This is a genomic window from Eubacterium barkeri, assembly GCF_900107125.1.
Taxonomy (GTDB): domain Bacteria; phylum Bacillota; class Clostridia; order Eubacteriales; family Eubacteriaceae; genus Eubacterium_O; species Eubacterium_O barkeri.
In genome coordinates this window covers 103,320-127,130 of sequence record NZ_FNOU01000007.1, presented here as the reverse complement: position 1 = coordinate 127,130, position 23,811 = coordinate 103,320, and the positions used below count along the sequence as shown (strand labels likewise).

Annotated in this window: 15 protein-coding genes; 10 read left to right on the top strand and 5 right to left on the bottom strand. The window is 47.4% G+C overall.

Translation table 11 applies throughout. The features are described from left to right. Window positions 1-380: 380 nt before the first annotated feature. From BLU30_RS06145 to thrC, 3 genes are read right to left on the bottom strand one after another with little or no spacing between them, the layout of a single operon-like run. Window positions 381-815 carry an ACT domain-containing protein gene (locus BLU30_RS06145; RefSeq protein ID WP_090244524.1) on the bottom strand — a complete coding sequence of 145 codons (435 nt, stop codon included), beginning with the start codon at window positions 813-815 and terminating at the stop codon, window positions 381-383. Between the two features lie 10 nt (window positions 816-825). Next, window positions 826-1,728, bottom strand: a complete 903-nt coding sequence (gene thrB, locus BLU30_RS06140) for a homoserine kinase (RefSeq protein WP_090244522.1) — start codon at window positions 1,726-1,728, stop codon at window positions 826-828. Next, window positions 1,725-3,236: a threonine synthase gene (gene thrC / locus BLU30_RS06135; protein WP_090244520.1), complete on the bottom strand. Its 1,512-nt coding sequence runs from the start codon at window positions 3,234-3,236 to the stop codon at window positions 1,725-1,727. Before thrC ends, thrB begins: the two co-directional genes overlap by 4 nt. Before the next feature lie 134 nt (window positions 3,237-3,370). Here thrC and BLU30_RS06130 point away from each other — a divergent pair, with 134 nt between their 5' ends. From BLU30_RS06130 to BLU30_RS06120, 3 genes are all read left to right on the top strand, one after another. Further along, a complete protein-coding gene (locus tag BLU30_RS06130) occupies window positions 3,371-4,615 on the top strand; it encodes a homoserine dehydrogenase (RefSeq protein WP_090244518.1) in 1,245 nt (414 codons plus the stop codon). A 9-nt stretch (window positions 4,616-4,624) separates the two neighbouring features. Then, a complete protein-coding gene (locus tag BLU30_RS06125) occupies window positions 4,625-5,833 on the top strand; it encodes an aspartate kinase (protein WP_090244516.1) in 1,209 nt (402 codons plus the stop codon). Between the two features lie 240 nt (window positions 5,834-6,073). Continuing rightward, entirely contained in the window at window positions 6,074-8,014 is a 1,941-nt protein-coding gene (locus BLU30_RS06120) for an oleate hydratase (protein ID WP_242873527.1), read from the top strand. A 69-nt stretch (window positions 8,015-8,083) separates the two neighbouring features. Here BLU30_RS06120 and BLU30_RS06115 read toward each other — a convergent pair whose 3' ends face one another. Next, window positions 8,084-8,437, bottom strand: a complete 354-nt coding sequence (locus BLU30_RS06115; protein ID WP_143024209.1) for a hypothetical protein — start codon at window positions 8,435-8,437, stop codon at window positions 8,084-8,086. Window positions 8,438-8,779: 342 nt separating this feature from the next. Here BLU30_RS06115 and BLU30_RS06110 point away from each other — a divergent pair, with 342 nt between their 5' ends. The 7 genes from BLU30_RS06110 to BLU30_RS06080 all read left to right on the top strand — a co-directional run bounded on the left by BLU30_RS06110 (window position 8,780) and on the right by BLU30_RS06080 (window position 23,376). Further along, window positions 8,780-9,991, top strand: a complete 1,212-nt coding sequence (locus BLU30_RS06110) for a tyrosine-type recombinase/integrase (RefSeq protein ID WP_090244512.1) — start codon at window positions 8,780-8,782, stop codon at window positions 9,989-9,991. Window positions 9,992-10,317: 326 nt separating this feature from the next. Beyond that, the gene (locus BLU30_RS06105) at window positions 10,318-18,714 is read left to right on the top strand and encodes a right-handed parallel beta-helix repeat-containing protein (RefSeq protein ID WP_143024208.1); all 8,397 of its coding nucleotides are present in this window, start codon (window positions 10,318-10,320) and stop codon (window positions 18,712-18,714) included. Between the two features lie 343 nt (window positions 18,715-19,057). Beyond that, complete coding sequence (locus BLU30_RS06100) at window positions 19,058-19,327, top strand: PqqD family protein (RefSeq protein WP_090244509.1); 270 nt, start codon at window positions 19,058-19,060, stop codon at window positions 19,325-19,327. Further along, a complete protein-coding gene (locus BLU30_RS06095; RefSeq protein WP_090244507.1) occupies window positions 19,317-19,793 on the top strand; it encodes a S24/S26 family peptidase in 477 nt (158 codons plus the stop codon). Before BLU30_RS06100 ends, BLU30_RS06095 begins: the two co-directional genes overlap by 11 nt. Window positions 19,794-19,806: 13 nt before the next feature. After that, on the top strand, window positions 19,807-20,502 hold the full coding sequence (locus BLU30_RS06090) for a hypothetical protein (protein ID WP_090244503.1): 696 nt from the start codon (window positions 19,807-19,809) through the stop codon (window positions 20,500-20,502). Further along, window positions 20,499-22,199 (top strand): ABC transporter ATP-binding protein, encoded by a 1,701-nt coding sequence (locus BLU30_RS06085; RefSeq protein ID WP_090244501.1) that lies wholly within the window; start codon window positions 20,499-20,501, stop codon window positions 22,197-22,199. The genes BLU30_RS06090 and BLU30_RS06085 overlap by 4 nt, the downstream gene beginning before the upstream one ends. Next, entirely contained in the window at window positions 22,183-23,376 is a 1,194-nt protein-coding gene (locus BLU30_RS06080) for a nucleotidyltransferase domain-containing protein (RefSeq protein ID WP_090244499.1), read from the top strand. The genes BLU30_RS06085 and BLU30_RS06080 overlap by 17 nt, the downstream gene beginning before the upstream one ends. Here the strand turns inward: BLU30_RS06080 and BLU30_RS06075 are convergent. Next, window positions 23,373-23,804 carry a hypothetical protein gene (locus BLU30_RS06075; RefSeq protein ID WP_090244497.1) on the bottom strand — a complete coding sequence of 144 codons (432 nt, stop codon included), beginning with the start codon at window positions 23,802-23,804 and terminating at the stop codon, window positions 23,373-23,375. The two genes, BLU30_RS06080 and BLU30_RS06075, sit on opposite strands and share 4 nt — an antisense overlap. Window positions 23,805-23,811 lie beyond the last annotated feature (7 nt).

Here is a 23,811-nt window from a genome sequence, read left to right as displayed (position 1 = left end):
AAAAGTAAATGCCGTATTCCACGGCGGTGTCGAGGATGGTTTGCAGGATTTCCATGGGGGAACCTCCTTTCGCTATTTGCTAACGCTCACGGGGAGCGTCTACAAAATTTCATAAAATAAAGATTAGAATTTGGAATATTTTATGAAATTTTGTATTAGCCTGCTTATCGTTCGCCGTTCGCTAACGCCACAAGATGGCTCACTAGTTGCTTACTTTGATATGTGTGTGACTGGGGGGGCGTCTACAAAATTTCATAAAATAAAGATTAGAATTTGGAATATTTTATGAAATTTTGTATTAGCCTGCTTATCGTTCGCCGTTCGCTAACGCTCACAAGATGGCTCACTACCAATTCTACTCCGTAGAATTGGAGCAGGCGTCATTCCATGGCCACTAGGTTTACTTCGTGGATGCCGTCAATGGCGCTGAGCTCCCCGATGAGGGCATCAATGGTGCAGGTGAGGTTTTGGCCGTCGAGGGTGATGATGACGAAGGCGGCATGGTTAATGGGGATATCCTGATGGATGGTGACGACGCTGGTCTCCCGTTCTCGAAGGATGCCTAAAACCTGGGCCAGAATTCCTTGGTTATCGGCCAGGGAGAGGGACAAAGTGAATTTTCGGCCAAAATCCTCGGAGGGTCTAAAAATATGGTCCTTATATTTATAATAGGTACTCCGGCTGATGCCCACCTGCTTGACGGCATCGCTGATGGATTTGCACTGGGCGGATTCCAACAGCATTCGGGCCTCCAGGACTTTATCAAAATAATCAGGCAGAATCTTTTTATTGACAATTAAATAATCTCGAATCATGGGGTTACCTCTATTCTTCGCTTTCGGTGATGACGGCGCCAATATCATCGGGTGGAAGGGTTAATAACTGCCAGCCGGGATGGTTTTCCTCAAGATAGCAGGCCATGGCATCGTGGAACCAAAAGCTTTCAGCCTCTGGGGTGATGGCCAAAATACTGGGACCTGCCCCACTGATGCAGGTGCCCAGGGCACCCTGGGCATGGGCCTGGTGACATACAGTATCGAAATGGTGTATGAGGTCCTTTCGATAGGGCTGATGCAGCCGATCTGCCATGCTGTGGGTGAGAATATCCGGGCGGCCCTCGGTGAGTGCTAAATAGGTGAGGGTGGCCCTGGAGATATTAAATACGCCGTCCCTATGATCAATTTTACGGGGAAGCACCTTCCGGGCTTTTACCGTGGATAAAGTAAAATCCGGGATAATGGCATGGAAGGCAAAGCAATCCTCTGCCACCGTGTTTTTAATATAGGGGTTGCTCCCATCGGCCATCATAGAGACCACCAGGCCCCCAAAGAGTGCCGGGGCAATATTGTCGGGATGCCCTTCCATCTCCACGGCCAGATCAAAGAGGGCCTGTTCATCCAGGGGAGAGCCGCATAGTGCATTGGCTCCTAAAATACCTGCTACGATGCAGGTGGCTGAGCTGCCAAGCCCCCGGCTAAAGGGGACCTGAACATCGGAGTGGATATAAAGGCCCCGGGGGGAGTAGCCCACCCGATCAAAAACCCGTTCCATGGCACGATACACCATGTTCGTTCTACCCTGATAACGGCGACTCACGCCGCGGATGGTGAGCTTCCCATCCCTTTTTTCTTTAAAGCTGAAGGTGTTATAGAGTTTAAAGGCCATACCAAAGGCATCGAAACCGGGCCCGAGGTTGGCGCTGGTGGCGGGTACCCGTACGGTGATCATCGGGCAGCCCCACGTTCTTTGACAAAGGCTCTGACGCAGTCCGCCATGGTATTGGCGGTACAGGTTTTGCTGTGGCAATTGGGCTTTGCATCCAGGTTTTTAAGGGGCGCTGGAATAGTGGTCCCTGTTTTTTCGGCCAGAGCATCTAACACCTGATAGTCATCCATGCCTGCAGGGATTTCGCCAAAGATGCTTTCGTACACGCTGTGCCCAAACTTATAAGGGCTGGCGGTGGATAAAATAATGGTGGGGGTGGTGTCCCCGGTTTGTGCCACATAATCATCGTACACCCGGCTGGCCACGGCGGTGTGGGGGTCCATGAGATAACCTTGATCCACAAATTGGTCGTGGATGGCCATTTGAGTCGCCTCTTCATCCGCATAGCCGGCTGAGAAAAGCCCCCGGGCTTTTTCTAAAAGATCGGCAGGGATGGTATAATCTCCCTTGGTGTTTAAATCAGACATGAGCTTTGCAACAAAGGTGGTGTCCCCACCAGATAAATCAAAAAGTAGCCGCTCGAGGTTACTGGAAATTAAAATATCCATGGACGGGGAGATGGTTTTATAAAAATCCCGATTGCGGTTATAATCTCCAGTGGCAAAGAAGTCGGTTAGAATGTTGTTGCTGTTGGACGCACAGATAAAGCGGTTCACCGGCAGTCCCAAAAGCTTGGCATAATAGCCCGCTAAAATATTTCCAAAGTTCCCCGTGGGAACCACAAAGTTCACGGGATCTCCCTGGGCGATTTCCCCAGCCTTAACCAACTCAAAATAGCTGTAGAAATAATACACCACCTGGGGGAGGAGCCGGCCGATGTTAATGGAGTTGGCCGAGCTGAAATCGAAGCCGGCGGCATCCAGTTCAGCCACCAGGGCGTCATCGGCAAATATTTTTTTGACACCGGTTTGGGTATCGTCAAAGTTCCCGGAAACCCCCACCACACAGGTATTGTCCCCCTTCTGGGTCAGCATCTGCTTTTCCTGGATGGTGCTGACGCCGTCCTGGGGGTAGTAGACCAGGATATTGATCCGGGGGACATCGGCGAAGCCAGCTAAGGCCGCCTTGCCCGTATCCCCAGAGGTCGCTGTTAGAATCAGGATATCCTTGTCCACCTGGACATTTTCCATGGAGGTGGTCATCAGGTGGGGAAGGATGGTCAACGCCATGTCTTTAAAGGCGCAGGTGGGGCCGTGGAATAATTCTAAAAAGAATCGATCCCCCACTTTTTTAACCCGGACGGGTTCCGCATCCTCAAATTTTCCGGTATAATAGGCATTATGGATACAGGCTTCAATCTGCTCCTCGCTAAAATCATCTAAGAACAGGGAGAAAAGGGCCTTGGCCATTTCGCCGTAGTTCTTGTTTTTCAGTGCATCAAAATCAATGGTGATGTCGTGGATGAAAGATGGGACAAAGAGTCCGCCATCTGCGGCCAGTCCCTTGATGATTCCTTCTGATGCGGAGATATTCGATTCTCCTCCGCGGGTGCTTAAAAAATGTTCTTTCATATTTCCTCCAAATTTCTTACTTGAATAACCCATATGTTTATGATAAGATGTTTCTCGAATAAAAACAAGTGTTTTTTTCATGAATGCATTTACAGAAGTCAGCGACGAAAATTTGACAAGAGAGGAAGATCAATTTGAACATAGGATTATTAGGTTTCGGCACCATTGGTACCGGCGTTTACGAGCTGATCAATCTGCAAGGCAAAAGCCGTTTCCCGGAAAATATGGAGGAGCCGGTCGTCATTACCAAAATTTTGGATAAAGACCCGAATAAGCAGGTCGACCCCAGCGACAAACACGCCACGGTGGTCACCGACCCCGACGCAATTATGAAGGATCCCGATATCGGGATCGTCATCGCCCTTTGTGGTGGAATGGATTTTGAATACAGCATGATCAAGCGGGCCCTTAACAGTGGCAAGCATGTGGTAACGGCCAATAAAGCCGTTATTTCTGAATATTTTGAAGAACTGGTGGAATTAGCTAAGGAAAATGGGGTGATGCTTCGTTATGAAGCCTCTGTCGGTGGCGGCATCCCCATTATTTCTTCTTTAAAGGACCAATTAAAGCTCAACCACATCAGTGAAATAAAGGGAATCTTCAATGGAACCACCAATTTCATCTTATCGAAGATGACCGCAGAGGGTGCGGATTTCGCCGATACCCTCAAAGTGGCCCAGGAAATCGGTTTTGCAGAAGCTGATCCCAGTGCCGATATTGAAGGCAACGATGTATCCCGTAAGCTGTCAATTTTATCATCCCTGGCCTATGGCGGCATCATCCGGGATGAGGATGTGCGCAAGCGGCCCCTCTCAGATGTGCGGGCGGTGGATATTGAATTTTGTGGGGATAATGGCTATGTCGTAAAATATCTCGGTCATTCCAAACAGGAGGGAGACCGGGTTTATACTACGGTTGAGCCTGTTCTTTTCCCCGAAGTCTCCATGATGAGTAACGTCAGCTCAGAGTTCAACATCGTCTCCATTGTGGGGGATGTCATTGGAGAGCTGCAGTTTTATGGAAAGGGTGCCGGAAAGGATGCCACGGCCAATGCCGTAGTGGGGGATGCCCTGGCCATTCTCAAATGTATTGAGAACAAGACATTCCCAGCACCCGAGACCTTTGAAACGGTTCTGAATAAACAGGGAACCAAAGCCTTTGAGGGGCGGTATTACCTGAGGGCGGATATTGGGGATAATGAGACCCTGGATTTCATCCTGAAAGCGGTGGATGCCGTATGTGATGGACTGAATATCGTCCTGAGCCGGACCCATTTATTTATCACCACAGGCAGTGTCTCCGCCGAGGTGTTTGACGATTTGGCTAAGAAGCTGACGGCTCGTCAGCCCAATTTATTCTACGCCAGAATATACGAGTAAGGCCAGCCTATGGATAATTTAATTGTACAAAAATTCGGCGGGACCAGTGTGGGTACCGTGGAGAAGATCAAACGGGTGGCCCGGCGCATTGTGGGTGAGGCCCAAAAGGGCAAGCGCATGGTCGTCGTGGTATCAGCCATGGGGAAGACCACCGATGAGTTGGTTAATCTGGCCTATGCCATTAATCCCAATCCTCCCAGCCGGGAAATGGATGTGCTGTTAGCCACCGGCGAGCAGGTGAGTATCTCATTACTTGCCATGGCCATTGAGACCATTGGCTACAGCGTCGTGTCCCTTACCGGAGCCCAATGCGGCATCCAGACATCGGATGTCCATAAACGGGCCCGGATTTCCGGGATTGATACCGAACGGATTGAACGGGAGCTGGGAGATGGCAAGATCGTCATTGTCGCAGGCTTCCAGGGGGTGGATAAGAATCGGGATATCACTACCCTGGGCCGTGGCGGATCGGACACCAGTGCCGTGGCCTTGGCCGCTGCCCTTAAAGCTGAAGCCTGTGAAATCTATACCGATGTAGATGGGGTGTATAATGCCGATCCCCGGATCGTTCCCATGGCCACGAAAATGGATGAAGTCTCCTATCAGGAGGTTTTGGAAATGGCGAGCCTGGGGGCTGGGGTGCTCCACCCCCGTTCAGTGGAGCTGGCAGAAAAATTCAAATTACCGCTGGTCGTCCGTTCCAGCTATAATCATAACGAAGGAACCATCATTAAGGAGGAAGTAAGCATGGAAAAGGTATTAGTACGGGGGATTGCCCTGGATGAAAATATTGGGAAGATTTCAATTTTGGAAGTGCCGGATAAGCCGGGAATCGCCTTCCAGCTCATGAGTGCATTATCGGCTGCCAATATCCACCTGGATATGATCGTCCAAAACGTCAACCGGACGGCAGTTAACGATATTTCTTTTACGGTCAATGCCGATGAGCTCCAGGAGGCCGTGGAGGTTTCCCAGAAATTTGCCTTTGAAGTGGGAGCCCAGAAGGTCAGCTTTGACCAGGGTGTTGCGAAGCTCTCCATCGTTGGAACCGGTATTGTCGCCAATGCTGAAATCGCCTCGAAATTCTTCGAAGCCCTCTACGAGCTCGGCATTAATATCCAAACCATCAGCACCTCAGAAATTAAAATTTCCTGCCTGATCGATAAAGAACGGGCTAAGGAAGCTATGGTGCATATTCATAAGAAATTTGAGATGTAGTAAAAAGTGCAGAAAAATGGACGGAGTCTACGGGGAAAAGTTTACTTTTCTCCAGTAGCTTTTGCCCATTTTTTTTTATTTTCAAGTTGTGGTTGAAGGATGACTCAAAGTTACAGAGTACGATGCTGGGTCATAAGCCTGAGACAATCCTTAACTTTCGACAATTTCATCCCTTTGACTATGGTTCACTAAAGAAGGCGAACATATAATAAGGGCAGATCTTACGAAAGGATGACACGGATGATGAACAAAGAGAAAATGAAGGAACGTGAAGGACAACTGGAAGCATTCAAGGTCCAAATGGCAGAAGCGGGCGCTAAATTAGCCCAAAAAAGTGAAGCCTTAAAAGATGACATCGTCGATAAAGGAATCGCCTTAAAAGAAAAAGGTGGTGAAATTGTCGAACAATTGGGGGAAAAGGCTAGCCAGGGCGAGGAAATAAGGGAAGAACAAACCAAGAATTCGAAAAAAGCCCTAGTTGGAAGTGCCGTGGTTGGCACTGTCATTACGAGTATTGGCGTGGCTGCCCTTGTGGCAAACTCCCTTAAAAAACAAAAAATAAAGGAATTGCCGGACGAAGCTGCAGGAGTCATTTTACCCAGTGATCGCCGGGCCTATTTTATCGGTGGGGGCATTGCCTCCATGGCCGGAGCAGCATACCTGGTACGGGACTGCGGCATGCCCGGAGATCATATTACCATTTATGAAGGGCTGGATATCCTGGGGGGCAGTAACGATGGCTCCGGAAATTCGACCCAGGGTTTCCTCTGTCGGGGGGGCCGGATGCTCAATGAAGAAACCTATGAAAACTTCTGGGAACTCTTCCGGAGTATTCCATCATTGGAGGTTGAGGGAAGGAATGTGACCGATGAAATCCTGAACTTCGATCATCTCCACCCAACCCATGCCCAGGCCCGTTTGGTGGATGGGAACGGGAACATTCTGGATGTCACCTCCATGGGCTTTGATAACGGAGACCGGAAGCTGTTAATGAAGCTGCTTGCTACCCCCGAGGATCGTTTGGATGATCTCACCATTGAAGATTGGTTTGCGGATTCACCCCATTTCTTTGAAACCAACTTCTGGTATATGTGGCAGACCACCTTTGCTTTTCAGAAATGGTCTAGTCTGTTCGAATTCCGCCGCTATATGAACCGGATGATTTTGGAATTCTCCCGGATCAACACCTTAGAAGGCGTCACCCGGACCCCCTACAACCAATATGAATCCGTCATTCTGCCATTAGAAGCATATCTTAAGGAAAATGGGGTGTGTTTCGAAACGGAAACCATCGTCACTGATTTGGACTTTGCCCCCACCAATGACATCACCGTAAAGGCCATCCATTTGGAAAAAAATGGAGAGGCATCCACCATTCCCGTCGGAGGAGAGGACCTGTGCATCATGACCAATGGCTGCATGACCGACAGCTTTACCCTAGGCGATCGGCACACGGCACCAGCCTTTAAACCCGAAAATCCCATTTCCGGGGATTTATGGGAAAAGGTGGCTGCCAAGAAAAATGGATTGGGAGATCCAGAGCCCTTCTTTGGAAACCCAGAGGAGAGCAATTGGGAAAGCTTTACCGTAACCTGCAAAGGGAATAAATTGTTAAAGCTCATCGAAGATTTTTCGGGTAATATTCCCGGCAGTGGTGCACTGATGACCTTTAAAGATTCCAATTGGCTCATGAGTATCGTCGTGGCAGCCCAGCCCCACTTCAAGGCACAGCCCATGGATGAAACTATCTTCTGGGGCTATGGCCTTTACACCAACCGCATCGGGGATTATGTGAAAAAGCCCATGCGGGAATGTACCGGGGAAGAAATCCTCACTGAATTCATCTGCCAGATGCACCTGGAAGATCAGATGGAAGAACTCATGGCAGATGTGGTGGATGTTATCCCCTGCATGATGCCCTACATCGATTCCCAATTCCAGCCCCGGAAAATGAGCGATCGTCCAGCTGTCGTGCCCAAGGGTTCGACTAATTTTGCCATGATCAGCCAGTTTGTGGAAATCCCAGAGGATATGGTCTTCACCGAAGAGTACTCGGTCCGGGCCGCCCGTATCGCTGTCTATACCCTTATGGACTACACCGACAAGAAAATTTGTCCGGTGACCCATTATAACAGAGATCCCAAGGTTTTGGCCCTGGCAGCAAAAACCATGTTCCGTTAAGTTACTACCCCATCAAGAAACCCATGCACGGATGCTATGATCCTGGCATGGGTTTCTTTGTGTTAGTCTTTAATTCGTTGCACCACCACTGTGTATACTCTGGTTTTCCTCTGCACTGGGACTCTGTGGAGACGGGGTGGGGGTCACTTCTGGAGCCGCCATATTGGTTTGGGATTCTTCTTCTGGCGCCACTGTATTGGTCTGAGATTTTTCTTCCGGACTCTGGGGAGTGGCATCTGAATCCGAAACCGTAACCGTCGGAGAGAGCTCCGCCGTCGGGGCGGTAGTGGCACTGCCTGTGCCGCCCCTGGGGGTGGTATACAGGAAAACACCCAAAACAATAAGACCCATCAAAAGTAAAAGCAGGATGATCATTATCCTCCGATTCTTTGCAAACATTTCCTTTAACGTCAACCGTTGCATCACAAATCCTTTCATAATAAACTATAAAATGAAATCCATAAATCATTTATAGCACCTTTCAAAGATGAAGTCAAATAAAAATAGACATGAAATAATAACATTTCACGTCTGGTTTTATGTGCGTATTTACTTAATCTATGATGAAATTGTGTCAATCTGGATGTCAATCTAATGGAAATTTCTTTATTTTCTTTATTGTAGCACCAATTTAAGCAAAGTGCACGTAGTATTTTTAATTTTATTAAGAAAACAATCTATTACATCTCTGAAGTGATGATTTTCATCACGTGTTATATGGTCAAATTTAGGGTCATTTTTATATTAGGAAGGAATCTATTATTCATGGGAAAGCATCGCAAAAATGTACGCAAACGCAGTGACGGGCGTTATGAGGGCCGTTATATTTCTGGATACAAAGATATCGATGGAAAAGCCATCTATCGCTCTGTATACGCCAGAAGCTATCATGAGGTTGTAAAAAAATTAGAAGAAGCAGAAGCTGCCTGTGCTGAGAGGGTGGCACTTCAACGGATGATGCGAAAGCATAAAAACCAAAAGGACAGCCAATTTTGGCTTTTTCTAAAAGAGGAGGGGAGCCACTCCATGGCGGAAAACATGGGTTTGAAGTCTTGGCTTTTGTATTGGCTTAGCCATAAAAAGGGGGTCCTTAAACGCTCATCCTACACCCAATATCATAGTGTGATCCATCTCTATCTCATCCCAAAGCTTGGTCATATTCCCCTTGGACGTTTAAATAGTCAATTGATTCAGGAATATGTTAAAGAAATGATGACACCAGAAGGACGGGGATTGGCACCAGCAACGGTTCGGCGTCATCTTTCCGTTTTATCTTCAGCACTCAAACAGGCATTGAAAGAAGAAAAAATCAAAAGTAACCCATGTACAAATGTCGTTGTTCCAGTCATAAGACGAAAAGAGGTTCGGGTGTTAAGTACCGATGAATACAGGCGATTGGAGCAGTCTTTATATGAGACCTTTGAAAACCCACGGTCAGCAGCGATTTTGTTGACCTTAAAAACAGGGCTGCGTTTGGGAGAATTGGCGGCACTGCAGTGGGATGCCATCGATTTTAACAAGAAGGCCATCCGGGTCCGGGATGCGCTGCATCGAGTAAAGACTGAGACAAATAAGGAATCGAAAACAGAGATCATCTTTGAAGGTCCAAAATCGAACAGCTCTGCCCGATTAATACCCATGAATCAAGAAATCGAAAAAATCCTGAAGCGGCATCAGAAAATTTCGGAAAAACAAAAAAAAGATGGTGGTTTCGTATTTTCGGATACAAAGGGATCCTTTATCGATCCCCGGGCATACCAGATGTATTTAAAAAAAATCCTTAAAAGAGCGGAAGTGACGTATATTAATTTCCATTCTCTACGCCATACCTTCGCCACCGTAGCGGCAGAAAAAGATATGCAAATATCTGTCTTAAGCCGAATTTTAGGACATGCTAATATTGGGACGACCTTAAAACTATATGTACATCCCCATCTCGAGCAGGACTGGATTGAAATGGGAAAGCTGTCTGATTAAGAATAAATAAGCTCTCTTAATTTGGGTCTTATTTGGGTCATTATTGAAGAAAAAGTTAAAAAATAGGGAAAATCCTTTAAAAATCGTGAAATGTTATTATTTCACGATTTTTAAGGGACGCCGAAATAAAGTACCATAACGATTGACAACAAATCCCCATTAAACAACAAAATACCAATTTATTATGATACACCATAAATCTCAATATCATCTGAATTGTACATCGTGTACGGCTCAATATTATTATTTTAGGAAAGGGCAGGTGAAAAAAGCAGCAGAATAAAAAGGGATTGACGGCAATAAGGATTCATACATGAGGTGAAAAAATGAGGAAAACTCAAGCAAAACATAGCATTACGATACTTTTTGCAGTACTCACGATGCTGATGATGATGAATTTTTCTGTGTTTGCGGAGCCGGAGTCGACGGAAGCAGTGCCGACAACAACACCAAACCAGGAAGAGGCACTGCTGACAGTGCAGGAAACATCTCAGCCAACAGAAGAAAGCAATGTTGTAAAAATAGGAGATCAGTCTTATTCTTCCTTTGCAGCGGCAATAGAAGCAGTCGGTGCACAAGCGGTCATAACAATGACATCAGCTGTTGAAGAAGATATAGTCATAGGGCAAGGTAAAGACATTATTATTGATTTAAATGGATTTACCTTAACCAATAAGAGTGGCGATACGATTCAGAACAGCGGTCAGCTTGAAATCAGAGACGGATCTGAGGAAAAGACCGGCAGGGTTGATAATGTCACGAATGGGAAAGCGGCATTATATAACACCTCAACGGGAACGGTAACCTTGACCAGCGGAACCTTTGACCGTAGTGCGGAGCAACCCAATGCCACCGGGCGGAATTCCTATTACACCATTCAAAATGAAGGGGCTCTAACCATTCAAAAGGATGTCGTTGTAAAGCAAGGAACGACAACATCATCTTATTCAAGCCTAATTGAAAATGGCTATAATGGAGGTGATGAAACAAAGTCAGAGGCAACGCTTACCATTGAAGGCGGAACCTTTAGCGGTGGCATGGCGACCATTAAAAATGATGAGCTTGGGAATCTAGTCATTAAGGATGGGTCCTTTACCAATGCGACAGATGCAGTAGGAACATCAGTTGTCTTAAACTGGCATAAGGCAAAGATTGAGGGTGGAACCTTCCAGGGAAATAAAAACTGTATTATTAATGGTAAGTATAACGCCTTTTCCGTTGGCGATTTGACCATTACTGGTGGGACCTTTAAAACAGCGGATACCACAGGGTATAAAGCCGTCGGAAAGAATTTAAACTATCCTTCGGATAAAATTGTGATTACAGGGGGGTCCTTCAATACCGCACTAGACAGTGCCTGGTATAACGGTAAGGTCTTGGTCTATAATGAGGACGGTTCCTGTACCGTGGCCAACGAAGGCACGACGGTGAAGATTGGGGAGCGGTTTTTTAAAAACCTTCAGGCAGCTGTCAATGCCGTCCAAGAGGGTGAAACCATCACAATCACAGCCGATATTTCCGGAAATGGTGTTAAAGTTGGAAGTGACAAAGCCTTTACCCTTGATTTTCAGGGACACACCTTCACCATCGATGGGGCAACCGTCGGTTCAACAGGGACTGAAACCAGTGGATTCCAACTATTAAAAAACGCATCTATAGAGTTTAAAAATGGTACCATTAAAAGTGATAAAGCGAAACTATTGATTCAGAACTATGCGAATTTGACGTTGAGGGACATGAATCTTTTAGGCGGTTCTGTCACAGAATATGTCTTATCCAATAATTGTGGTGCGGTTAATATCACTGGAGAAACGAATATTACAGCCAAGGGAAATAATTTCGCCATTGATGCGTATTATTGGCCAAGTAATGGCTATACAGAGGGCGTGTTCGTCACCATTAATACCACCGGAACAATCACCGGAAAAATCGAACGAACAAAAGATAAGACGGCAACAGATGCAGATTTCGCAGAAAAGAATAGCATTGCCATTAAAAACGGGACCTTTACAACCGATGTATCTCAGTGGGTGGCTGAAGGAAGTCTGTATACCACCGATAATGCGGGGAACTATAAGGTTTCACTAGCACAAATCCAGGTGGGAAATGAGACGGTCAATACCCTGGAGGAAGCCATTACAAAGGCAGCAGAGGGTGGAACAATTACCCTGCCGGCAGGAATGATCCCAGTGGCCCAAACCATCGCTGTTAACAAAGCCGTTACCATAAAAGGGGCCGGTCAAGATGCCACCACCATTACCCGTGGTGTAAAATGGACGCCCCAAAGCACAACCAATGGTGGAGATGCATCACTCATTAATATCACAGGAAAAGATGTAACCCTTGAAGACTTCACCGTCACCGGAGCCCAAAAGGTGGACAAGGCCAACGGCCACGGCATCAACATCTATGATGCAGCCAACGTCACCTTAAAGAATGTGACCTCCAAAGACAACGCCGCTGCAGGTGTGGTGATCAACAGCTCCGAGGTTTATGTCGATGGCTTAAAAACCAGTGGAAATGGTTGGTACGGCATCAATCTGGATCAGCATAAAGATGCGGATGGAAATCCAGTGGGTTCGGTTTACTTTGAGATGGACGATCAGTCTGAAATCAGCGACAGCACCCAAATCTATGCCGATCATGGGAGAAATACAGCCTACGATATCCAGGTCAGCCTGCCCCGGGAATTCAAGCGCTACAATACCGGCGATGAAGCCTTCGTCTGGTCAACAGGCACCATGGATAATGGGATTTATATTGAGAAGAATGGAAAGGAAAACTATTATCCCAGCGTTGAAGCGGCCATCACTGCCGCAGAATCCGGAGAAACCCTCCACGTAGGAATGGGCAGTTTTGGTACTGGAAAAGCCCTGACAATTGATAAAAATATCACCATTCAAGGGAATGGACAGGATAAGACAACCATTATTGATCGTTTCGTGGTTAAGGGAAATGTTAAAGTAAACTTTAATGATTTAAAGGTGGATGTACCGAACACTGCAGTGGATACAAGTAAGAGTCATCTTGTTGCCATTCAGGTGGGTACAATAGATAATGACTCTGCAAAAGCAGCGGTAACTTTGAATCAATGTGCCGTTAATTTGAGTACAGGATGTGGTCCTGGATACTGGGCATCAAACGTTAGAATCGAATCCGGGGCAGCCGGAAGCACGTTAACAATAAACAACTCTGTTATCACAGGAAAAACAACAGCTCCAGCGGAGAATGGAGCACGTATGGCTCTGATACGAAATGATAGCAATGATAGCACTATAAATATTACAGGGACTACCGTTGAAGGCAACGATTTAAGCCAATTTCAACACGGTTTAATAACTGTAAGTAAGAACTCAACATACAATATTAAAGATTCAACAATGAAAACTTCTGGTGTTGGTATTGGTATGAATACCGGTTCAACCGATTTGGCTACGGGCAACAAAGTGACCATTGATCACAGCACCATTGAGAGCACCGGGAGCTGTGAATCGGCAGGCGGTGGGATTTTCTACGGTGGTGTAGCCGTCGATATGTATCAAGGCCAATATCAGACCATGAAGATCATCAATGCATCGAAAATTGTGGCCAGTGCATCGGGCGGTAATTGCCGGGCCATTTCTTACCTAAGTTCAAAAAATTCAGTGACGACTATTCAGGACTCTGAAATTAGCAGTACGGGCATCGGTATCATAGCTCAAAATGCCAGTGATAATATGGCCTTGACCATTGAAAACAGTACTGTCACGGCGGATACTCAGAGCGCAATTGAGTTATCAACCAATACGCCAGTATTAAAGATTGTCGGCAGTACCATCACAACAAAAGTTTCTGATGAAATGCCATGGGGATATAATAACGCAAGTGCCATTTATCTCTCCCGGGGAGCAACAACCACGGTGGATAAAAACAGTGTGCTGATTGCCCCTAATCGCGCCGGCGTTTATATTTCATCCAGTAAAGACGATGGCTATTATTGGGGTGGAAAAGCCGGAAAAGCCAGTCTTACCCTGGACGGGACTATCTTTGCGGATGAAGGTATCGTTCAGTCACAATATTGTGGTATTGATGGAGTGGCAGACGGACCCATTAGTATCACACTGGGGGCTAATGCGAGGGTATTCGCCTTAAAGACAGGCTTAGCCTTTAATTCCACTTATGCAACAAGCGGTGCAGCAGCACTGACCGTTAAAGATGGCGCTCAGATCTTCGCTCCGACTTTGGTTACACAAGGGGAAGGTTCGGTCACAGATATTACACCGTTAAAGGCTGCCAAATTCTATGCCGTCGATAACGTATTTACCTATACAGATGGAAAAGTTGCTTTAAAAGAAGCAACCATCGAAAATATGAGTGATGGACAAAAATACCTCTCCATCCAACAGGCCATCGATCATGCCTATGCCAATGATGAAATTGTCATTCCGGCAGGAACCTATTCAGAAAACATCACCCTTACCAAGGCCATCAAGCTGACGGGTGCCCAGGCAGGTATCAGTGCCAATGATGCTGAAAAGCGTACAGGTGGTGAAACGGTCTTAAAGGGGAGCATCACCTTCGATAGCACAAAGACCATTCGAAACACGACCATTGATGGATTTACTTTCACAGGTAATTCATATATTCAAGCCGTTTACTGGGATGGTAGTTCATTAGTGAAACCAAAGCTCTCGAATGTTGTGATTAAGAACAATATCTTTGAAAATTTGGATACGGTGAATGGCGGTGGGGATACCGCAGCCATCCATTTGAACTGCGCTCCGTCACAGGCCGTGAACAACATCACGGTGGAAAACAATCGGTTCAGTGGTATAACATCAACCGCTGAAGGGAAAGAGACTGCTGCATTTTTTGTTAATGCATTCACTGGCAATCTCCTCGTTAACGATAACGTGGTAGATGGTACAGCCGGAAATGCCTATACCATTAGCGGCGGAAGCTCACAGACTTCAAAAGTTGACATCACGGGTAACACCATTACCAATTGGACGAATCGTGCCATTCGACTGGACGGCCTTAAGGGCTCTATCCAGATTACGGGGAATGCAATGATTCCTGGTGATTCGGAAAAGAATCCGGAGGATGTACCGCAGATCATTAAAGCAACTGACTCATCTCCTGTGGAGGCCAGCTTAAACTACTGGGGAGCAGAAATGCCAGTATTTAAAAAGGACGGGAAAAACAACAGCGTCATCTCAGGCGATATCAATCCCTATCCCTATTACAGCAATGCAGAAATGACCAGTGTAAAAGAAGCACCGGCGATTGTTTATGAAGGAACGACAGACAAGGTCCGTGGAATGTATGGCGATATTCAGGAAGCTGTTAATGGCGCAACGGCAGGAGACACCATTAAATTAAATGCAGAAGCCTATGTTCTGACAGCTCCCATCACAATAGACAAAGCATTGACGATTAAAGGGAACCTTGAAAGTGGGATTTGGGTTAAATCTCCACTGAATCAAGATGCCTTTACAGTCACTCAGGATACCACAGGAGATTTAATCTTCGATGGTGTCAACATCACAACTCAGGCGGCTCCCACAGGTAACGAGTCGCCAAAGGGAATTAATGTGAGTGAGAAAGCAGTCACCGGAAGCCTGGTTTACAAAAATGCAACGATCAAAGATATGTATTTTGGCGTTCTGGTAGCTGTCAATCGCCCGGAATCAAAGGATAAAAAAGTTGGTACTTTGACGATCGAAAATGCGAATTTCATCAACAATCTGCATAAGGCCGTCTACGTTGAAAATGCAGATAAAATTGCAATCAGTCAAAGCACCTTTGCTGGCGATGCCAGTACGGGTACCGCCTATTGGCCGACCCGTGTAGCGTTGGATATCAATGAAAAGTACAATACCTACGACAGCGTTACAATTAAGGGATGTACATTCACAAATATCCAGGGAACACCTGGAACACCATCGCAGGAAGGACAATCCGGATATGGTGCAGCTTTAGCGGTAAAAGCAAGAAATGATGGAAATTATACAGATCCAGCCGCTGCTTTGAAAAATGTTACCATTACGGGCAACACTTTTACAGGCAATACCTGTGACCTCATGCTGGGTGAACCCCAAAAAGATGGATTAGTGGATAGCAAAACCTATAATTTAGGAACACTAAAAGTTGAAGGCAATGCGTTCTCCGCTAAGGTCCAAAATAACTATAGTGATTTAATGGATATCGCTAAAAACTACTGGGGAAGCACAACTCCTGATTTTGCAGCGTTAGTAGCAGGAAACTTGAATATCTACCAGTACTATATAGACAGCACCATGAAAACACTCTACGCTCCCATCGAGTTAAATCATGCGGGTGATATCACCTACTACGGGGATATCGCAAAGGCATACGAGGCAGTGGACGCAGGGGATACTATCACCGTCAATCAACCGGCGGATCCTGGGGTGAATACCGTAACCCTCAATGATGTCAATATGAATGCAAAACCTGTCAATCTGAAGCTAAAGGGGAATACTATCTTTACAGGAACCTTCAGCGGCAGCACCTTAGTAGACCTGATTCTGTCCAATGGCATCACCGTGGACTTTATAGGTGCCAACGTGAGTAATATCGCAAAGGTTGCAGTGGATGGCTTCAATGCCGCGGAACCCACACAAATACAAGCGGCCAGCACGGTGAAGCAAACGGCATTTATGACAGAAAGCGGAACCTTGAACTTTGCCAGTGGTGACGTGAATACCTGGACCTTCGTCAACCCCAGTGATCAGTTCAATGGTGGAGAAGGTACCCAGGAAAAACCATGGCAGATCAATACACCAGATCAGCTGAATATCCTCAAGAAGATGGAAGAACAGCAGGAACTGACAAAGGATAAGTATTTCGTCCTGACCAATGATATCACCGTTGCAAGTTGGACGGCGTTGGCTAAATTCGATGGCCATTTGGATGCCGATGGACACACCATTACGGCGACCAGTGGGAACAGCTTTATCACAGAACTTTCATCTGGGGCGAGCATTAAAAACCTGCACTTTGAAGGCTTCACCGATAATCTGGTGGCAGTCAGCAGCGGAACGGTTGAAAATTGCTTTACCCTTGGGAACGGAAGTAGCGATGGTAAGCCCATCATCGGACATTTAACGGGTGGTGCTTTACGGAGCAGTTACACCACCGGCAGCAGTATCATTACGACACGTGATTCGAGTACAACGACAGCATCGATTGTTGTTGAAAATGCCTATTATTGCAGTGATGCTGATATAGAAGGCCAGGCGGGGACGGCTATCGCCAAAGAAGATATGCAGAAAGCCCGCTTTGCCAAAGCCTTAAATAATGCTACAGCAGGCGTTTGGGATTATTCCGCAGAACCAGCAGCATCGGCCTATCCATTTGTATTAACAGCGGGTCAAACGACAACCATTGAACCACTTGGAACCATTGATGTGGCTTATGATTCTACGATTGGGAAGGCTACAGTAACACCAGAAGGGGAATATTACGCTAAGGATACAGCTGTATTGGAAGCAACGATTGTTGATTCGGACTATGATTTCTTATCCTGGACAAATGCAAAGGGTGAAGTCATCGGAACGAATATGACATGTAGCTATACTGTCCGAACGAAAGAGGATGTCGGAACAATCACAGCGAACTTCAAGCGGAAGCCAACCGTTGCAGTAACGGCGTTAACCTTGGACTCCAGTGCAGGAACAGTTAGTATCAATAATTCTGAACCGTCGAATATCGTCACGGCAACCATTAATGTTGGTGCATCTGCGAAATTAGTGGCAACACCTAAAACTGGTTATAAATTTGTAAAATGGACAACCATACAGGATATGAACACTGCGGTATCGGTTGAAGATATATTTACAATTTATACAGAAAACAGTGCATTACAATATCTTGCTCATTTTGAAAAAATAGCGGAAGATAAAGTGACCGTTAACTTTACGAATTCAGTAACAGGTGCGGTTCTTGAACAACAAACGGTTGTAAAAGGTGAGGCAGTGACCGTTCCGGCAGCGCTGGTTTATGCAGACAGAGAATTTGCTGGCTGGTATGATGGCACTGAGAAAGCAACGGTCGAAAATGGCCAAATTAAGAATATCCAAAAGGATACGACGTATGAAGCACGTTATACATTAAAGGAAATTAAGTATATGGTGAGTGTTTCAAAGGGTACCATTGACGGAGATACGAGTAAAGAAGTTGCTGCAAATAGCCGGGTAACGGTTATTGCAGATGATCCGGAACCGGGCAAGGTATTTGCCGGTTGGGTTTATGCAGGTGGAACATCCGTCATCAGCTATGATGCAGCGTATACATTTACAGTAAAAGCAGATACCAGCATTGTGGCGACCTACGCAGAACAACCAGTTGAAACACAGCCAACCGTTTCCATTGACCCAAATCCTGTCCAGATTGATGCAGGAAATGGTGTGTATAAACTGCGGTTCGTCATCCGTTCAGAGGTACCAGCTGATGGAGATTACACACCAATAAAATGTGGGATTGTTGCAAAGAAAGAAGCGGTCACGAATTCAGAGGATTTGGTTTTAGGCGTATCAGGTGTAATTTCAGGAGGTAATACCAATATTGCAAACCAATATACTTATACTGCAAACTTTGGAAGTTTGAGTGATGGTATGACTGTTTCAGTAAAAGGTTACCTTACCTATATGAAAAATGGTGAAACCTTTACTATTTATACGGATATGATAAAAGGAACCGTAAAAGCTAATCCGGCGGATTAATGATTTTGCCCTGGCAGGGGGCATGGTACCCTGCTAGTTTTAATCAGAAGAGGTGAAATACAATGGAAAAACAAAAATATGAAAAACCAGAAATGGAAATCCAGGAATTTGAAATTGAAGATATCATGTCTTCAGGTAATAATGAAGGTGAAGGCGATTTCGATTTTAATTAGCCAAGGGAGGTAGCAAGAGTGGTATCATTATTCTTCCTATGCCAAAAATTTTAATGTAAAAGAGAGAAAAGCCGACCATCCGCTTACGGGACGGCGGCTTTTTTTATAGCCACTGTAAGTCAAAGAGTGGCGACGCTGGCCTGCAAAATGACGACTTAGAGGTTAATCAAATGAAAATTAAAGAAAACTATATGCTGCGTAAGATTGCCGGGGAATCGGTAGTGGTCCCCTTTGGGGATGCGGTCCTCAATTTCCAGGGGATGATTACCCTCAACGATACTGGGGCTTTCCTATGGCAACAACTCGCCCAGGGCTGTACCCTCACCGAGCTGATGGAGGCTCTAGTCGAAGAATATGAGGTCGATAGAACCACGGCGGCCAGGGATGTGGAGGCTTTTATTAGTAAAATGGCCCAGGAAAACCTGTTGGATGCGGACTAAACGGATCCAGTTGGCGGAGATGCTCCCCTATATGGTGGAAAAGCTGGACGCACAGGGTCAGGTGATTTTTACGGTAGCGGGCAGGAGCATGATGCCAACGCTTCGAGACCGAGTGGATCGGGCTTGTATCGTAGGTGCGCCTGACTGTCTGAGCAAGTATGATATGCCCCTCTATATCCGGGATAGTGGACAGTATGTCCTCCACCGGGTGGTGAAGGTTAGTATTGACGGCACCTATGTTCTTCGTGGGGACCATCAATACTTCAGTGAGCCAGGGATACGACAGGACCAGATCATCGGCGTGGTTAAGGGCTTCTGGCGCGGCGGTCACTATATATCATGTCAAAACCCCTGGTACCGCCTGTACTGCCGGATCTGGTGGCTTTTCTACCCCCTTCGTTACGTCGTCCTGAGGGCGAGGGGACATATGGGGCGACTGATGAAAAAAACAAACAAGAATTCATAGATGGGAAGGAAAAATGTTCAGTATCGAACTTGCCGGTGTGACCATCGGCATCCAGAATACCTATAATTATATCGAAAAGCAATGTCGGGATTACCTCGCCCAGTGCCTCGTGGATTTTACTGTCTCAGCGACAGTGGAGGAAATTGCGGAGGAGCAGATTAAATCCGATATGCTTTATTCCCTGGGGGTTTGCGAGAGCGCGTGCCTGTACCGTAAGATCTGCCTTGAGATGCTGGCTTACGATTGTTTTTATCTCCATGCAGCTGTGGTGGCGGTGGATGGTCAGGGCTATGCCTTTTCAGCGGCCAGCGGCACGGGAAAATCCACCCATATCCAGCTGTGGCTTGAGCATTTTGGAGAGCGAGCGGTGATTGTGAATGGGGATAAGCCGTTAATCCGCCTGATGGACGGGGTGTTCTACGCCTTTGGCACACCCTGGCGGGGGAAGGAGGGGCTGGGAGAGGCCATGGGTGTCCCTGTTAAGGCCCTGTGTTTTTTAGAGCGGGGGGAGAATAGGATCCGCCCTGTACCCGTACAGGCGTGCATCAAAGGCATGATCAGTCAGGGGGTTTTTCCAAAGGATGCGGTGGCCATGGAAAATTATATGGATTTATTGGGGCGCTTTATTGAGTCCATCCCCTGCTATGGCCTGAAATGTACGATTTCTGATGAGGCGGTTCAGGTGGCCTATGGAGCCATGAGCCAATGAAGAAGGATGCGAACGCCCATGCTGCTTACCGGTGGATTTACAACCGTGCCCGGCCAGAGCTTTTTTCCTGCTTCCTTTTAATCCTGGCCAATATCCTTTTGGCGTGTATGGGGGTGGCCTTTGCTCTGGCATCTAAAGGGGTGATTGACGGGGCAACCTCTGGCGGGCTTTCCCTTTTGTGGGAGCGCAGCCTTATCTTCCTGGGGATTATCGCAGCCCAGGGAGTGCTCCAGGCCTACTGCCGCCATCGCCAGGCGGTCATCCAGGGGCGGTTGGAGATCCGCTTTAAATCAGCCTTTCTTGAAAGTGTGCTGGAAAAGGATTATTCCGAGATGATGCATTACCACAGTGGGGACCTGCTGAACCGGGCCACCAGTGATGTCCAGGCCATTACCACAGGGCTGACCTCACTGCTCCCCACCTTTTCCTCCCTGGTGACCAAAATTATATCGGCCTTTGGAGTGCTGTGTGTGTTGGATTGGCGATTTTCCCTTATCTTTGCCGTGGCCGGGACAGCCATGTTTGTGGTGACCTGGTTTTTTAGGCAGCGTTTAAAGAGACTGCATAAGCGGGTACAGGAAAGTGATGGCCTGGTGCGGTCCTTTTTACAGGAAATATTTGAGAGCTTTTTAGTGGTCCGGACCTTCGGGGTGGAGAAGGCGATGGTACAGCAGGGCATTGATCTGCAGGAGGACAACTACCGGGAGAAGATTAAGAAAAATACCATCAGCGTGGGGGCGAATACAGGCATCCAGTTTATTTTCAACCTGGGCTATCTGTACGCCCTCATCTGGAGCTGCCAGGGGCTTATCTCAGGGGCGGTGAGCTTTGGGATGCTCACTGCGGTGCTCCAGCTGGTGAACCAGGTCCAGGCCCCCTTTGTTGGCCTTTCCGGGATGCTGCCCCAGTACTATGGCGCCCTGGCTTCCGCAGAGCGGATGATGGAGATCGAGGGAATGGCGGATGAGCACCGGATCAATGGGGCACCCTGCGAGGTGGAAGGGCTGTACGCATCCCTTGAGGGCATTGTCCTGCGGGAGGTGTATTTTTCCTACAATCGGGATCTGATCTTTGATGGAGCATCGGTCACCCTTAAAAAGGGGCAGTGCATCGTCATCGGGGGGATATCGGGGATTGGGAAGAGTACGCTCCTCAAGCTCCTGATGGGGGTGTTCATACCGGATTCCGGGGAGGTGGGACTTCTTAAAAAAGATGGGGAGCTGGTGGCGTTGGATCGCTATACCCGCCCCCTTTTTGCCTATGTTCCCCAGGGCAATTACCTGCTTTCGGGTACTATCCGGGAGAATATCGCCTTTATCCGTCCCGAGGCTTCGGATTATGCGGTGGCAGAGGCGGCACGCCTTAGCTGTGCCCTGGATTTTATTAATGCGCTTCCCCTTGGCTTTGAGACCCACATCGGGGAAAAGGGCCTGGGATTGTCCGAGGGCCAGGTGCAGCGTCTGGCCATTGCCCGGGCCATTCTGGGTGGGGCACCCATTATGCTGTTGGATGAGGTAACCTCTGCCCTGGATGGGGAGACGGAGCGGCAGGTGCTTAAAAATATCCAATCGATGATGGACCGTACCTGTATCATCGTAACCCATAAGACGGCAGCACTGTCGGTTTGTGATGCGGTGGTGACCATAGAGGGCGGTCGGATTGAGATGAAGGAGATTGATAATGGTAAGGATGGATGAAAATGCAGTGGTGGTGGAGCTGTTGGCGGCGGTTTTAAATGAGCGCATCCCCCAAGTATCTGTGGATGATGTGGATTGGGAGAAGGTATTAACTATTGCCCGGCGGCATTCGGTCATGGTGATGGTGGCCGAGGGCCTCCAGAGACTGCCTGCCGGGGTCCGGGTGGATCACACCCGGGACTTTGTCCAGCCTGCCATGGTGGAAATGGCCAGGACAGCCACCCAGGAGGCCACGGTGGCAAAGCTGCTGGATATGTTTGAGGCCCGGGGGATTCGGGCACTGCCCCTTAAGGGCACGGTGCTTAAGCGGTGTTATCCCAGGATGGATATGCGCCAGATGGCGGATGTGGATATCCTGGTGGATAAGGAAAATATCTCCCAGGTAAAGGAAATCCTTTTAGAAGAGGGGTTTTATTGTAAATGTGAGGGGATGGGGAACCACGATGCTTTTTATCGGGAGCCTTATATGAATGTGGAAATCCATCACCAGCTGCTACCGGAGCGTTTTAATGGGGATGGGTATTTTGATGCTATTTTTGATCAGGCCCGGTTAAAGGATGGCTGCCATTATATCTACGAGATGACCCCCGAGGATTTTTATTTATACATGGTGGCCCATTTGATGAAGCACTATAGTGGAGCCGGCAGCGGTATCCGCTCCATCATGGACTTATGGGTGTATCGCCATCGGAAAAAGGACGCCGTCCATTGGGCCTATGTGGATGAGGTGCTGTCCAGGATGGGGATGTATGGCTTTTCCCAGACCTTGGTTGCGTTGTCCGAGGTGTGGTTTAGCGGTGCAAAATCCTCCATTGATACCCGGAATATTGAGGATTATATTTTTGGTAACGGGACCTATGGATCATTTTTAAATATGGACCGAAAAAATTTTGCCCAGGCTTATACAAAAAAAGAGTCCTTTGGAAAAACCAAACGTCGATTTTTCGTAAGGACCCTCTTTCCGGAATATGATTACCTGTGTCAGGCCTGCCCCTGGGTTCAGGGGAAACGGTTTTTAATGCCAGTGGGCTGGGTAGTACGGGGTGTTCGGTCCTTGGCCCAAAGACCCAAAACGACCCTGGCTCGAATCAAGGGGATTCGAAATACCCAGGAGGAGGACGTGGAGACCGCAAAGCGCCTTTATGAGGCGTCAGGCCTTAAAGACCCCGAAAATTAATGCCTTGTGAGGGCATCACATCCCGCCTTGGGCATTTCAAAGACAACGGAGGTGCCCTGGACCTGCATGGCGGCATAGGGCCCTTCCTCGTAGAGGAGGAGGGTGGCAAATTGGGTCAGGGTGGTTTCGTTGGGCCCGGCCTCCCCTTCCTGGAAGAAGCGGCAGCGGATTCGGGCCTTCTGATCACTGGGGAGGGTGGCGAGCACCCATTCATCCAACTTGAGCTGATCGAGGAAGTTACTAATCCCCTGGGGATCGGTGATCTGCTGATAAACCTCTGCGGTTTGGGCATCCTCAATACGAATTTCGCGGGAGGGAGCCAGGGTACTTTGGTAGCTATTCACTAAGGTGGTTTTGGCCTGGATGCATCCGCTTAAAAATGGGACGCAGATCAACAGAATAAGAATGAGTGCACCCGATTTTTCCATGACGATC